This is a genomic window from Achromobacter sp. 413638, from assembly GCF_043119405.1.
Lineage (GTDB): Bacteria > Pseudomonadota > Gammaproteobacteria > Burkholderiales > Burkholderiaceae_B > Achromobacter.
Window position 1 is genome coordinate 1 of record NZ_JBICCO010000127.1, and the last position, 14,087, is coordinate 14,087.

Here is a 14,087-nt window from a genome sequence, read left to right on the forward strand (position 1 = left end):
CAGGACGCGCCCCCGGCGCCGGCCCCCCCCCACCCGAACTGGAGCATGGGCCGCAAGATTTCCGTCGATTCGGCCACCATGCTGAACAAGGGCCTGGAAGTGATCGAGGCGCACTGGCTGTTCGCCATGCCCGCCGACCGCATCGAGGTGGTGGTCCACCCGCAGAGCGTGGTGCATTCCATGGTCGAGTACGCGGACGGCTCCATCCTGGCCCAGCTGGGCCAGCCCGACATGCGCACGCCGATCGCCTATGGCCTGGGTTTTCCCGAGCGCATCGACAGCGGGGTCGGCCCGCTGGATCTGATGCGCCTGGGCCGGTTGGATTTCGAGCAGCCGGATCTGGCGCGCTTTCCCTGTCTGGCGCTGGCCTTTGCCGCGTTGCGGGCCGGGCAAGGCGCCTGCGTGGCGCTGAACGCCGCCAACGAGGTGGCGGTGGAGGCATTCCTGAGCGGCCGGCTGGCCTATACCTGGATCCCCCGCGTCATCGAGGCGGCGCTGGAGTGGCAGGCGCGGCAGGCTTCTGTTACGCTCGGCAGTCTCGAGGATGTGCTGGCGCTGGATGCGGCGGCGCGCCGTTACGCGGGCAACCTGGGGCTGGCCTGAGGCGCCCCGCGCGCCTGCCTTGTCTGGTGTATCCCGCCTGGCAATCGTTGGGTTATCGCCTGCTTATCGATCCTGGATTCTAGATCCCGATGCTTTTCACCCTGCTCGCCTTTGCGGTTGCGCTAGGCTCCCTGATCATTTTTCACGAGCTGGGCCACTATTGGGTCGCGCGCCTGTGCGGCGTGAAGGTCCTGCGGTTTTCCGTGGGTTTTGGCAAGGTGGTGCTGCGCCGCACCGACCGGCACGGCACGGAGTGGGCCGTCTCGGCCCTGCCGCTCGGCGGCTACGTCAAGATGCAGGACGATCCTCCACCGGGCGCGAGTCCGTCCGAGATCGCTTCCGCCTTCAATACCCAACCGGTCGGCAAGCGCATCGCCATCGTCGCGGCCGGGCCGATCTTCAACCTGATCCTGGCCGTGCTGCTGTACGCCGCCCTGAACCTGGCCGGCACGCAGGAGCCCGCCGCGATTCTGGCCAAGCCGGCCGTGGATACGCCGGCGGCCCGTGCCGGGCTGCTGGAAGGGGACCGCATCCTGTCCATCGGCGGCGAGGAAGTCGTTTCCTGGGCGGACGCGCGCTGGCGGCTGATGGACGTGATGTCCGGCGGCGGGCGCGCCCTGGTCGAGGTCAGCACTCCGTCCGGCGCGGTGCACCAGCGTGAATTGACGTTGCCCGCCAATGCCATGGATCCCGCTGGCGGCGACCCGCTGGCGGCCGCCGGCCTGCGGCTGGCCCAGCCGCGTCCCGCCGTCCGCAGCGTCATCGCGGGCGGGCAGGGTGAAGCGGCCGGCCTTAAGGACGGCGACCTGATCGTGGCCGTCGACGGCCAGCCGGCCCCGGATACCGGCGCGCTGGTGCGCCGCATCCAGGAAAGCGCCGGCCAGCCGCTGGCCCTGACGCTCAAGCGTGGCTCGGACACGGTCACGCTGAATGTGACGCCCCGCGCCGAAACCGTGGAAGGCCGCCAGATAGGCCGGCTTGGCGTGCAGCTGGGCGGCGATGTGCCGATGGTGACGGTCCGCTATGGCGTGTTCGAAAGCCTGTGGCGCGGCGCGGTCCGCACCTGGGACACCGCCTGGTTCTCGCTGCGGATGATGGGCCGCATGGTCATGGGCGAGGTGTCCTGGCGCAATGTCAGCGGCCCGGTCACGATCGCCGACTACGCCGGCCAGACCGCCCGGATCGGCATTGTTGCTTATATCGCCTATATCGCGTTGATCAGTATCAGCCTTGGCGTACTAAATTTGCTGCCCATTCCTATGCTGGACGGCGGCCATCTGCTGTACTATCTCGTCGAAATCGTGCGGGGCAGCCCGCCGCCCGCCCGCTGGATCGATATCGGACAGCGCGCCGGCATAGGAATATTGGCAGGGCTCATGGGCCTTGCGCTGTTTAATGATTTCTCGCGCCTGTTCACCTAGGCGTCAATAGCATATAAAATCCCCCGCCATTTGCACGACCGAGGATACTCAAGGATGTCTTTTCGCCGGATGTTTCAACACAAGAAGGGTGTATTGCCGAGTCTTGTCGCCGCGCTGCTCGTTCCGGCCATGGCTCACGCCTTCGACCCTTTCGTCGTGCGGGATATCCGCGTAGAAGGGATCCAGCGAACCGACGCCGGCACCGTATTCGGTTATCTCCCCGTGAAAGTGGGCGAGAAATTCACCGATGAAGAAGCCACCGAGGCGATTCGCCGCCTGTACGGCACGGGCTTTTTCTCTGACGTGCAGATCCAGACCGACAATAATGTCGTTGTCGTGGTCGTGCAGGAACGTCCCACCATCGCATCCGTGAATTTCAACGGCATGCGCGAATTCGATTCCAAGGCCATCATCAAGTCGCTGGGCCAGGTCGGTTTCGCCGAAGGCCGTATTTTCGACCGCTCCATGCTCGAGCGCGCGGAATACGAACTCAAGCAACAGTACCTGTCCAAGGGCAAGTACGGCGTCGAAGTGACCTCCACCGTGACGCCGCTGCCGCGTAATCGCGTGGGCGTGAGCTTCGACGTGTTCGAAGGCTCGGTCGCGCGCATCCAGGAAATCCGTTTCGTCGGTAACAAGGCTTTCTCGGAAAGCGACCTGCTTGACGAAATGAAGCTGACCACGCCGGGTTGGCTGACCTGGTATACCGATACCGACAAGTATTCGCGCGAAAAGCTCGAAGGCGATCTGGAACGCCTGCGTTCGTATTATCTGGACCGGGGCTACCTGGAGTTTTCCGTCGAGCCCCCGCAGGTCACGATCTCGCCCGACCGCAAGGACATCCGCATCACCATCACCGTCCACGAGGGCGAGCCCTACAAGGTGCGCAGCGTCAAGCTGGCCGGCAACCTGCTCGGCCTGGACAGCCAGATCAATGGCCTGGTGCAGCTCAAGCCCGCCGAGACCTTCTCGGCCGCCAAGGCCAACGATTCGGCCAAGGCCATCACCGACTACCTGGGCGAACTGGGCTACGCCTTCGCCAACGTCAACCCGAATCCGCAGCTCGACCGCGACAAGCACGAAGCCGACGTGACCTTCTACGTCGACCCGAGCCGCCGCGTGTACGTGCGCCGCATCCAGATCGGCGGCAATACCCGCACGCGCGACGAGGTCGTGCGCCGCGAAATGCGCCAGCAGGAAGCCGCCTGGTACGACGCCAAGGACATCAAGACCTCGCGCGACCGCGTCGACCGTCTGGGCTACTTCAGCGAAGTCAACGTCAAGACCGACCCCGTGCCGGGCTCGCCCGACCAGGTCGACGTCAACGTCGACGTGAAGGAAAAGCCCACCGGCATGATCAATCTGGGCGTGGGTTACGGCTCGTCCGAAAAGGCCATCCTGTCGGCCGGCATCAGCGAAGACAACGTCTTCGGCAGCGGCACCAACCTGACCCTGCAGCTGAACACCAGCAAGAGCAACCGCGCGGTGGTGCTGTCGCATACGGATCCGTACTGGACCAAGGACGGCATCAGCCGCACCACGTCGGCCTACTACCGCGTGACCGAGCCCTGGAACAACAACGACGGCGACTACCGTGTCAAGGCCATGGGCCTGGGCATGAACTTCGGCGTGCCGATCTCGGAATACGACCGGATCTTCCTGGGCGCGAACTTCGAGCGCAACCAGATCGACCTGTATAACAACTCGCCGCTGGCCTATAAGAATTTCGTGAACCAGTACGGCGATTCCACCAACTCGGTGATCTTCAGCGCCGGCTGGTCCAAGGATACGCGCGACAGCGCGCTGGCGCCCACCAAGGGCAGCTATACGCGTCTGAAGAGCGACCTGTCGACCGTGGACCTCAAGTACTACATGCTGACGGCCCAGCAGCAATACTTCGTGCCGCTGGGTGGCGCCTACACGCTGGCCTTGAACGCCATGGCCGACTGGGGCCAGAGCTACGGCGGCAAAGACTATCCGATCATCAAGACCGTCTACGCTGGTGGTATCGGCACGGTGCGCGGCTATGAGGGCTCCTCGCTGGGCGCGCGCGATCCGGTGACCGGCGACTACCTGGGCGGCACGCGCCGCGTTGTGGCCAACGCGCAGCTGTACCTGCCGTTCCCGGGCGCGTCGAAGGACCGCACGCTGCGCTGGTTCCTCTTCACCGATGCCGGCCAGGTGTCCGCGGGCAGCGGCCTGTCTTGCACCACCGGCAAGTCGAGCAGCCCCGTGGAAGATCCTTGCGGCTGGCGTTTCTCGGCGGGTATCGGCCTGTCGTGGCAATCGCCGATGGGTCCGCTGCAGCTGTCCTATGCGCGACCGCTCAACGCCAAGCAGGGCGACGACAAGCAGGCATTCCAGTTCCAGATCGGAACCGGTTTCTAAGCTGTCCGGTTACGCTTGAAAACAAGGGGCGGGCCGGGTGGCCCGGCTCCCTTATCGTTTAGTGGCACAATACACACTTTGGCTTTGCCTTACTGGAAGGTGAGATTTTCATGATGTCTGATTTCGCACTTAAATCGTCGGATTCGCTGGGCGCCAAGCGCCGCGGCAAGCTGGGCGCCACCATGGCCCTGGCAGGTGCGCTCATTCTCGGTTCGGTCGCGGCGGTTCCCGCCCAGGCCCAAGGCACCAAGATCGGCTTCGTCAATACCGAGCGGATCCTGCGTGAATCGGCCCCCGCCAAGGCCGCGCAAAGCAAGATCGAATCCGAATTCAAGAAGCGTGACGACGAACTGCAGCGCCTGAACACCAGCCTGCGCACGCAAGCCGAGAAGTTCGACAAGGACGCTCCGGTGCTGTCGGAATCCGACCGCGTCAAGCGCCAGCGCGAACTGTCCAACCTGGACACCGACCTGCAGCGCAAGCGCCGCGAGTTCCAGGAAGACTTCAACCGCCGCCGCAACGAAGAGTTCTCCTCGATCGTGACCAAGGCCAATGACGCCATCAAGCGCATTGCCGAACAGGAAAGCTACGACCTGATCATTCAGGACGCCGTCACGGTCAACCCGCGCATCGACATCACCGACAAGGTGATTCAGAGCCTGGGCAAGTAAGCTCGGTCGTCAGCATGCCGGTATTGCTGGATATTGCCCGCGCGCCCACGCTTGAAGCGCTGCTGAGCGCCGCCAAGACCCAGGGCATGGACTGGCGGATCAGCGCGGTCCCCGACGCGGGGCCTCTCAAGATCCAGGGCGTGGGGACCTTGTCCTCGGCGGGCGGCCAGGAAATCAGTTTCCTGGCGAACCCGCGCTACCAGAGTCAGCTGGGCGCCACCAAGGCGGCGGCGGTCATCGTCTCCCCCGATGTGGCCCAGGCCCTGGAAAGCGGCGAGCAAGGCCGTCCGCCCTTTGCGCTGGTCGTCTGCAAGCATCCCTACCTGCTGTATGCCCGCGTGGCCCAGTGGTTCGACGCGGCGCGTCGTCCCGCGCTACCGGGCGGCACGCATCCTTCCGCGGTGGTGGCGGCTGACGCCGTCATCGAAGAGGGCGCCCGCATCGGCCCGCTCTGCGTCGTGGAATCGGGCGCGCGCATCGGACGCGGCGCCGTGCTGGGCCCGGGCTGCGTGATCGGCGTCGGTTCCTCGGTGGGGCCGGACAGCCTGCTGCACGCGCACGTGACCCTGTACGAAGGCGTCAAGGTAGGCGCCCGCGCCATCCTTCATAGTGGTGTCGTGCTGGGCGCGGACGGTTTCGGTTTCGCGCCGGATCCCTCGCTGGGGCAGGGCGCCTGGGGCAAGATCCCCCAGCTGGGCGGCGTGGCCATCGGCGACGACGTCGAGATCGGCGCCAACACCACGATCGATCGCGGCGCGCTCGAAGACACCTTCGTGGCCGACGGCGTCAAGCTGGACAACCAGATCATGGTGGGTCACAACTGCCGCATCGGCGCGCACACAGCGATGGCCGCGTGCGTGGGGGTGGCCGGTTCGACCACCATCGGCGAGCGCTGCACCATCGGTGGCGCCGCGATGCTGTCGGGGCACCTGACCCTGGGCGACGATGTGCATATTTCGGGTGGCACCGCGGTGACGTCCAATATCCTGAAGCCGGGCCGGTATACCGGGGTCTTCCCGTACGCCGAGCACGGCGAATGGCAGCGCAACGCCGCCGTGATACAACAGTTGGCGCAGTTGCGCCGCCGCGTGCGCTCGCTCGAAAAAGAGTAAGGCGCGGGTCCGCCGCCCGGCGCACGCCGCAAGATCATTTCATTTCGCAGGAATTCACAGAAAAATGGAACTCGACATCAAGGGGATCATGGAGCGTCTGCCGCATCGTTACCCGATGCTGCTGATCGATCGCGTCGTGGAGATGGTGCCCGGCAAGTCCATCGTCGCCATCAAGAACGTCTCCATCAACGAGCCGTTTTTCACGGGGCACTTCCCGCATCACCCTGTGATGCCTGGCGTCCTGATCGTTGAAGCCATGGCGCAGGCCGCCGCGCTGTTCTCGTTCACGGATGCCGACGGCGGCCTGAAGTGCGACGGCAAGACCGCCTACTACCTGGTCGGCATCGATGATGCGCGCTTCCGCCGTCCGGTCGTGCCGGGCGACCAGCTGCGCCTGGAAGTCGAGGCGCTGCGCCTGAGCCGCAGCATCTGTAAGTACCAAGCGCGCGCGACGGTCGACGGGCAGGAAGTGGCCGCGGCCACGCTCATGTGCGCCATCCGCAGCCTGGAAGAGTAAATGGCCGCGAACATCCATCCGAGCGCTGTCGTCGATCCGGCGGCGAAGATCGATCCCTCTGTCACCATCGGGCCGTTCTGCGTGATCGGGCCGGATGTGACCATCGGCGCGGGCACCGAAGTGGGTCCGTATTGCATGATCGACGGCGTGACGACCATCGGGCGCGACAACCGCTTCTACCGGTACTGCTCGATCGGCGGCATGCCGCAGGACAAGAAGTACGACGGCGAGCGCACTCGCTTGACGATCGGCGACCGCAACACGGTCCGTGAATTCGTCACGCTCAACACGGGCACCGTGCAGGACGGCGGCGTCACCACGTTGGGCAATGACAACTGGATCATGGCCTATGTGCATGTGGCGCACGACTGCCACGTTGGCAACAACGTCATCCTGGCCAACTCGGTCCAGCTTGGCGGCCACGTGCATGTGGGCGATTGGGCCATCATCGGCGGCCTGACCGGCGTGCACCAGTTTTCGCGCATCGGCGCGCATTCCATGACCGGCGGCAACAGCTCGCTGATGCAGGATGCGCCGCCCTTCCTGCTGGCCGCGGGCAATCCCTGCCGGCCGGTCGGCGTCAACGTCGAGGGCCTGCGCCGCCGCGGCTTCTCGGCCGAGGCGATTTCCGCGTTGCGCGAGGCCTACAAGATCGTCTACCGCCGCGGCCTGTCGCTGGACGAAGCGCGCGCCGAGCTGAAGGCGCGCCAGCAGTCCGAGCCCGGCGTGGCCGAGCCGTTGCAGGTTTTCCTGGATTTCCTGGACGTCGCTTCGCGCGGCATCATCCGTCCATGACCCCCGTCCGGCCGCCACAGCCGTGTCGGGCTCCCCGGCGCGCAGCGCAGCCGGGCAATTTGGGGGATGCACAATGAGCAAGCGCATCGGCATGGTGGCGGGCGAGCCCTCGGGCGACCTGCTGGCCGGCCGCATCATCGCCGGCCTGCAGGCCGGCGACGCCTCGGTGCGTTGCGAAGGCATCGGCGGGCCGCAGATGCAGGCCCGCGACTTCAATGCCTGGCATCCCATGCATGCCCTGACCGTGTTCGGCTACGTCGACGCGCTCAAGCGCCTGCCCAGCCTGCTGTCCACCTATCGCGACGTCAAGCGGCGCTGGCTGGCCGAGCCGCCGGCCGTGTTCGTTGGCATCGACGCGCCTGATTTCAACCTGCGCCTGGAGCATCAGCTGCGCCAGGCCGGCACGCCCACGGTGCACTTCGTCGGTCCGTCGATCTGGGCGTGGCGCTATGAGCGCATCCACAAGATCCGCGAGTCGGTTTCGCACATGCTGGTGCTGTTCCCGTTCGAGGAAGAGATCTACCGCAAGGAAGGCATACCGGTCACCTACGTCGGCCATCCGCTGGCCGGCGCGGTGCCGATGCAGCCGGACCGGGCCGCCGCGCGCGCGCGGCTGGGCATCGACCAGAACGCCCGCGTGCTGGCGATCCTGCCGGGCAGCCGCTCGTCGGAAATCCGCCTGTTGGCGCCACGCTTCCTGCAGGCCGCGCAGATCCTGCAAAAGCGCGATCCGGCGTTGCAGTGCATCGTGCCCATGGTCAACGAACAGCGGCGCGCGGAGTTCCAGTCCTTCCTCGAGCAGTACCCGGTGCCGGGCCTGCGCTGCGTCACGGCGCAGGACCTGCATGGCGAAGGCGGCGAACGGCAGGCGCCGGTCGCCTGGTCGGTCATGGAGGCCAGCACCGCGGTGCTGGTGGCCAGCGGCACCGCCACGCTGGAGACGGCGCTGTACAAGCGTCCCATGGTCATCTCCTACGTGCTGTCGCCGTGGATGCGGCGCATCATGGCCTGGAAATCCGGCCAGGAACGCCCCTATCTGCCCTGGGTCGGACTGCCCAACGTGCTGCTGCGCGACTTCGCGGTGCCGGAGCTGCTGCAGGACGACGCCACGCCGGAAAAGCTGGCCGAGGCGACCTGGACGGCTCTGACCGACGAAGCCCTGGGCGCGCGCATCGAGGCGCGCTTCACGGCGCTGCACCAGGACCTGCTGCGCGACACGCCCGCGCTGGCCGCGCGCGCCATCCTCGAGGTCGCCGACGGTGCAGCCTGACCTTTTCGGGGCCACGCCCCAGCCCGAGCAGATCACCGCCGGCGTGGACGAGGCCGGCCGGGGCCCGCTTGCCGGCGCGGTCTATGCCGCCGCCGTGATTCTCGATCCGGCCCGGCCGATCGAGGGCCTGGCCGATTCCAAGGCGCTCAAGCCGGCGCGGCGCGAAGCGCTGGCGCTGGAGATCCGCGAGCGCGCGCTGGCCTGGTTCATCGCCAGCGCCAGCGTCCAGGAGATCGACAGCCTGAACATCCTGCGCGCCACCATGCTGGCGATGCAGCGCGCGGTGCAGGGCCTGTCCGTCGCGCCGCAACTGGCGCTGGTGGACGGCAACCAGGCGCCCAAGCTGGGCTGCACGGTGCAGACCGTGATCAAGGGAGACGCCCTGGTGCCGGCGATCTCGGCCGCGTCCATCCTGGCCAAGACCGCCCGCGACGCCGACCTGCTGCGCCTGCACGAGCAGTATCCGCAATATGCCTTCGATCAGCACAAGGGTTACGGCACGGCGCTGCACCTGCGGCTGCTGCGCGAGCATGGCCCCTGCGCCGAACACCGGCGCAGCTTCGCGCCCATCAAGGCCTTCGGCGCCGACGCATGAAACACATCAGTTCCCGCGACAACCCGGCCGTCAAGGCGCTGGTCAAGCTGGCCGGGCTGGCGGGGCGCCGTGGCGCGTCCGTCTTGCTGGACGGCGTGCATCTGTGCCGGGCCTGGCTGGACCATCATGGCCTGCCGGAGCAGGCGGTGTTCGATGCCGAGCGTCTGGACCAGCCCGAACTCGCGGCCCTGGCCGCCGCGCTGCCGTCCGAGCGCTGCCTGGCGCTGGACGCGCGCCTGATGCAATCGCTGGCCAGCGTGGAGAGCGGGCAGGGCGTGGCCTTCGTGGTCGCGCCGCCGGCGCCGGCCTTGCCGGGTGCCGTGGACGAGAATTGCGTGCTGTTCGACCGCATCCAGGATCCGGGCAATGTCGGCACCTTGCTGCGCACCTGCGCGGCGGCCGGCGTCAAGCGCGTGTTCCTGGCCACCGGCACGGCCGCCGCCTGGTCGCCCAAGGTGCTGCGCAGCGGCCAGGGCGCGCATTTCGCGCTGGCGATTCATGAACACGTGGACCTGGCGGCCCTGCTGCCGCGCCTGCGCGCGCCGCTGGTGGCGACGGCGCTGGATGGCGCCAGCGACCTGTACCGCACCGCATTGCCGGCGCGCTGCGCCTGGGTGTTCGGACATGAAGGGCAGGGCGTGGACGCGGGCCTGCTGGCCGCCGCGGCCTTGAAGGTCCGCATCCCGCATGATGCGCAGGCGGTGGAATCGCTGAATGTCGGCGCCGCCGCCGCGATCTGTCTGTTCGAACAACGTCGTCAACATTGGGGAGCGGGCTCATGACGATGCCGCGCATGTCATTCCTGTCATCCGGGCGCGCCTGGCGCGGCCTGGCCGGCGCCGCGGCGCTGGTTGTCCTGGGCGCGTGCGCGTCCGGCCCCGAGCGGGCGGTGCTGGTGCCAGTGGTGTCGGCGGACGCCGCCAACACCCAGGTGCTGTCGCGCGCCGTGACCGGCAAGCTGTCCGACGGTCAGGCCTTCAGGCTGGAAGATGCCTCGCAGTGGCGCAGGGTGGGGGCGCTGGTGCAGGGCGATGTCTATCGCCCGCTGGGCGCGCCGGTGGCGCTGGGCAAGGGCGCGCGCTCGGAGGCCTATCTGGTGGCGTCTTCCGGACGGTTGATCGGGTTCTATTTGCCGGCGGCCGGCATGTTCCTGCCGCTGTCCGAGTCGCAGGTGCTGCCGTTCTCGCAGCGCCTGTAGGGCGCGATTCGCCTGGCGTGGCGGGCCTGGCGGCCGTCTGGTCGAGCCGCCCCCGCCCGGCGGCGCCGGGCGTCCGGTGGCGTCGTCGCCGGCGTGGCGTTCAGGTCCGGTCCAGGCCCACTTCCTGCAGCACCGTGGTCGAGATTTCCTCGATGGACTTGGTGGTGGTCGACAGCCAGGAAATGCCCTCGCGCCGCATCATGCGCTCGGCCTCGGCGACTTCGTAACGGCATTGCTCCAGCTGCGCGTAGCGGCTGTTCGGGCGGCGTTCATTGCGCACCTCCGCCAGTCGCTCGGGCTGGATCGACAGGCCGAACAGCTTGGCGCGGTGGGGCGCGATGGTGGAGGGCAGCGTGCCGCGCTCGAAATCGTCCGGCGTGAGCGGGAAATTGGCCGCCTTGATCGCATATTGCATGGCCAGGTACAGGCTGGTCGGCGTCTTGCCGCAGCGGGACACGCCCACCAGGATCACGTCGGCCTGGTCCAGCTGGTTCACGAACTGCCCATCGTCATGCGCCAGGCTGAAGTTGATGGCGTCGATCCGGTTGCGGTATTTCTCGGAATTGGCCGCCATGTGGGACCGGCCGATGGAATGGCTGGATTTCAGTCCCAGCGCCTGCTCGATATGGCTGACGAAGGTGCCGAACAGGTCCAGGAAAACGCCGTTCGCCTGGCGAACACGGGCCAGGATATCCGGATTGACCAGGGTGCTGAACACAATGGGCGGGACCCCGGCTTCCAGGGCGCTGCGGTCGATGCGCTGGGCCACCTCGGCGGCTTTTTCCAGGGTGTCGACGTAGGGCAGTCGCACGGGCTTGAACTGGACCTCCTCGAATTGTGACAGGACCGACTGGCTGAAGGTCTCGGCGGTGATGCCGGTGCTGTCAGAAACGATGTAGACGGTGCGTGCGATCGGGCTAGATGTCATGTGTAAAAAATTCCAACCGGGCGGATGGCCGGCAGTGCTCCGAAGAGTACAATCAGGCCCCTATATGAGTCACCCCAAGGGCGGTCCAAGGCCAGTTTGGTCAGCGCGTGACGGCAAGGCGAAAGCGCCTTCCATGCATTGACCAAACTCGCTTTCATTCCATTGTAAAAGGTGACTTCAATGTCGTACGTTGTTTTGTTCGAGCAGCTCCGCATGACGGACGTGGACTCGGTAGGAGGCAAGAACGCATCACTAGGCGAAATGATCAGTCAGCTGTCTGGCGCGGGAGTCCGCGTGCCGGGCGGCTTCGCCACGACCGCCGACGCCTTCCGCGACTTCCTCAAGGCCTCCGGCCTGGACAAGCGCATCGCCGAACGCCTGACCACGCTCAACCCTGAAGACGTGCGCGAGCTGGCCAACGCAGGCTCCGAGATCCGCCAGTGGATCGTCGACGCCCCGTTCTCGGCCGAATTCGAGAAGCAGATCCGCGAGGCCTTCGCCAAGCTCGACGCCGACGGCAAGGGCTCGTTCGCCGTGCGCTCGTCCGCCACCGCCGAAGACCTGCCCGACGCGTCCTTCGCCGGCCAGCAGGAAACCTTCCTGAACGTGGTCGGCATCGACGACGTGCTGGACAAGATCCGCCACGTGTTCGCCTCGCTCTACAACGACCGCGCCATTTCGTACCGCGTGCACAAGGGCTACGCCCATGCCGACGTGGCGCTGTCGGCCGGCATCCAGCGCATGGTCCGCTCCGACAAGGGCAGCGCCGGCGTGATGTTCACCATCGACACCGAATCGGGCTTCCAGGACGTGGTCTTCATCACCTCGTCCTACGGTCTGGGCGAAACCGTGGTGCAGGGCGCCGTCAACCCCGACGAGTTCTACGTCTTCAAGCCCACGCTGGCCCAGGGTCATTTCCCCATCGTCGGCCGCCGCATCGGCTCCAAGCTGATCAAGATGGAATTCGATCCCGAGCGTCCTGGCGGCCGCGCCGTGCGCACCGTCGACGTGCCGGTGTCGGAACGCAACCGCTACTCGCTGACCGACGACGAGGTCAACGAGCTGGCCCGCTACGCCGTCATCATCGAAAAGCACTACGGCCGCCCGATGGACATCGAGTGGGGCCGCGACGGCATCGACGGCAAGATCTACATCCTGCAGGCCCGTCCCGAGACGGTGAAGTCGCAGCAGGGCGCCAATGACGTGCAGCAGCGCTACCGCCTGAAGGCCACCGGCCAGGTCCTGATCACCGGCCGCGCGATCGGCCAGAAGATCGGCGCCGGTCCGGTGCGCGTGGTCGGCGACATCTCCGACATGGACAAGGTGCAGCCCGGCGACGTGCTGGTCACCGACATGACCGACCCCAACTGGGAGCCGGTGATGAAGCGCGCCGCCGCCATCGTCACCAACCGCGGCGGCCGCACCTGCCACGCCGCCATCATCGCGCGCGAGCTGGGCATCCCGGCCGTGGTCGGTTGCGCCAACGCCACCGACGTGCTGAAGGAAGGTCAGGCGGTCACCGTGTCTTGCGCCGAGGGCGACGAAGGCCGCATCTATGACGGCCTGATCGAGACCGAAGTGGAAGAAGTGCGCCGCGGCGACATGCCTCCGATCGACGTCAAGATCATGATGAACGTCGGCAACCCGCAGCTGGCCTTCGACTTCGCCCAGATCCCCAACAGCGGCGTCGGCCTGGCCCGCCTGGAATTCATCATCAACAACAACATCGGCATCCACCCCAAGGCGGTGCTGGACTACCCGAACGTGGATGGCGAGCTGAAGAAGGCGGTCGAATCGGCCGCCCGCGGCCACGCCAGCCCGCGCGCCTTCTTCGTCGAGAAGATGGCCGAGGGCGTGGCCACCATCGCGGCGGCCTTCTATCCGAAGCCCGTGATCGTGCGCATGTCGGACTTCAAGTCCAACGAGTACCGCAAGCTGGTCGGCGGCTCGCGCTACGAACCCGAGGAAGAGAACCCCATGCTCGGCTTCCGCGGCGCGTCGCGCTACATCGCCGAGGACTTCGCCGAGTGCTTCCGCATGGAATGCGAAGCCCTCAAGAAGGTGCGCGATGAGATGGGCCTGACCAACGTCGAGATCATGGTGCCCTTCGTGCGTACCCTGGGCCAGGCGGACAAGGTGGTCAAGCTGTTGGCCGCGCACGGTCTGGCGCGCGGCGAGAACGGCCTGCGCCTGGTGATGATGTGCGAGGTGCCGTCCAACGCCATCCTGGCCGATGAGTTCCTGCAGTACTTCGACGGCTTCTCCATCGGTTCGAACGACATGACCCAGCTGACGCTGGGCCTGGACCGCGATTCGGGCATGGAGCTGCTGGCGGCCGACTTCGACGAGCGCGACGAGGCGGTGAAGTTCATGCTGCGCCGCGCGATCAAGGCTTGCCTGGACGCTGGCAAGTACGTCGGCATCTGCGGCCAGGGCCCCAGCGATCACCCGGACTTCGCCCAGTGGCTGAAGGACGAGGGCATCCTGTCCATGTCGCTGAACCCGGACACCGTGGTCGACACCTGGCAGCGTCTGGCCAGGAACTGATCGGCCGCGCTTGGCCTGAAAAACCCCCGCGCCCGTAAGGGC

Annotated in this window: 12 protein-coding genes and 1 pseudogene; 12 read left to right on the forward strand and 1 reads right to left on the reverse strand. The window is 66.6% G+C overall.

All coding sequences use genetic code 11. From position 1 onward, the window contains the following. The 11 genes and pseudogenes from ACEU5R_RS30460 to ACEU5R_RS30510 form a co-directional block, all read left to right on the forward strand. A pseudogene (locus tag ACEU5R_RS30460) lies at positions 1 to 603 on the forward strand (1-deoxy-D-xylulose-5-phosphate reductoisomerase); the annotation flags it as partial. An 89-nt stretch (positions 604 to 692) separates the two neighbouring features. Next, a complete protein-coding gene (gene rseP / locus ACEU5R_RS30465; RefSeq protein ID WP_392413538.1) occupies positions 693 to 2,024 on the forward strand; it encodes an RIP metalloprotease RseP in 1,332 nt (443 codons plus the stop codon). Positions 2,025 to 2,078: 54 nt separating this feature from the next. Next, entirely contained in the window at positions 2,079 to 4,412 is a 2,334-nt protein-coding gene (gene bamA, locus ACEU5R_RS30470) for an outer membrane protein assembly factor BamA (protein WP_392413540.1), read from the forward strand. A 110-nt stretch (positions 4,413 to 4,522) separates the two neighbouring features. Next, positions 4,523 to 5,083 carry an OmpH family outer membrane protein gene (locus ACEU5R_RS30475; protein WP_103274076.1) on the forward strand — a complete coding sequence of 187 codons (561 nt, stop codon included), beginning with the start codon at positions 4,523 to 4,525 and terminating at the stop codon, positions 5,081 to 5,083. A 14-nt stretch (positions 5,084 to 5,097) separates the two neighbouring features. Continuing rightward, a complete protein-coding gene (lpxD, locus tag ACEU5R_RS30480) occupies positions 5,098 to 6,195 on the forward strand; it encodes a UDP-3-O-(3-hydroxymyristoyl)glucosamine N-acyltransferase (protein WP_392413541.1) in 1,098 nt (365 codons plus the stop codon). A 64-nt stretch (positions 6,196 to 6,259) separates the two neighbouring features. After that, positions 6,260 to 6,712 (forward strand): 3-hydroxyacyl-ACP dehydratase FabZ, encoded by a 453-nt coding sequence (fabZ, locus tag ACEU5R_RS30485; protein ID WP_103274078.1) that lies wholly within the window; start codon positions 6,260 to 6,262, stop codon positions 6,710 to 6,712. After that, positions 6,713 to 7,507, forward strand: coding sequence for an acyl-ACP--UDP-N-acetylglucosamine O-acyltransferase (lpxA, locus tag ACEU5R_RS30490; RefSeq protein WP_103274079.1), 795 nt, complete (start codon positions 6,713 to 6,715; stop codon positions 7,505 to 7,507). It abuts the gene before it with no gap. 73 nt (positions 7,508 to 7,580) lie between these two features. Beyond that, positions 7,581 to 8,777 (forward strand): lipid-A-disaccharide synthase, encoded by a 1,197-nt coding sequence (gene lpxB / locus ACEU5R_RS30495; protein WP_392413542.1) that lies wholly within the window; start codon positions 7,581 to 7,583, stop codon positions 8,775 to 8,777. Continuing rightward, positions 8,767 to 9,372 (forward strand): ribonuclease HII, encoded by a 606-nt coding sequence (gene rnhB / locus ACEU5R_RS30500; RefSeq protein ID WP_103274081.1) that lies wholly within the window; start codon positions 8,767 to 8,769, stop codon positions 9,370 to 9,372. Before lpxB ends, rnhB begins: the two co-directional genes overlap by 11 nt. After that, positions 9,369 to 10,154: an RNA methyltransferase gene (locus ACEU5R_RS30505; RefSeq protein WP_103274082.1), complete on the forward strand. Its 786-nt coding sequence runs from the start codon at positions 9,369 to 9,371 to the stop codon at positions 10,152 to 10,154. Before rnhB ends, ACEU5R_RS30505 begins: the two co-directional genes overlap by 4 nt. Positions 10,155 to 10,165: 11 nt before the next feature. Then, positions 10,166 to 10,570, forward strand: a complete 405-nt coding sequence (locus ACEU5R_RS30510) for a hypothetical protein (protein WP_392413544.1) — start codon at positions 10,166 to 10,168, stop codon at positions 10,568 to 10,570. Between the two features lie 100 nt (positions 10,571 to 10,670). Here the strand turns inward: ACEU5R_RS30510 and ACEU5R_RS30515 are convergent, their stop codons facing one another. After that, on the reverse strand, positions 10,671 to 11,498 hold the full coding sequence (locus tag ACEU5R_RS30515) for a pyruvate, water dikinase regulatory protein (protein ID WP_103274084.1): 828 nt from the start codon (positions 11,496 to 11,498) through the stop codon (positions 10,671 to 10,673). Between the two features lie 180 nt (positions 11,499 to 11,678). Here ACEU5R_RS30515 and ppsA point away from each other — a divergent pair, with 180 nt between their 5' ends. Then, positions 11,679 to 14,045, forward strand: a complete 2,367-nt coding sequence (gene ppsA, locus ACEU5R_RS30520) for a phosphoenolpyruvate synthase (RefSeq protein WP_392413546.1) — start codon at positions 11,679 to 11,681, stop codon at positions 14,043 to 14,045. Positions 14,046 to 14,087 lie beyond the last annotated feature (42 nt).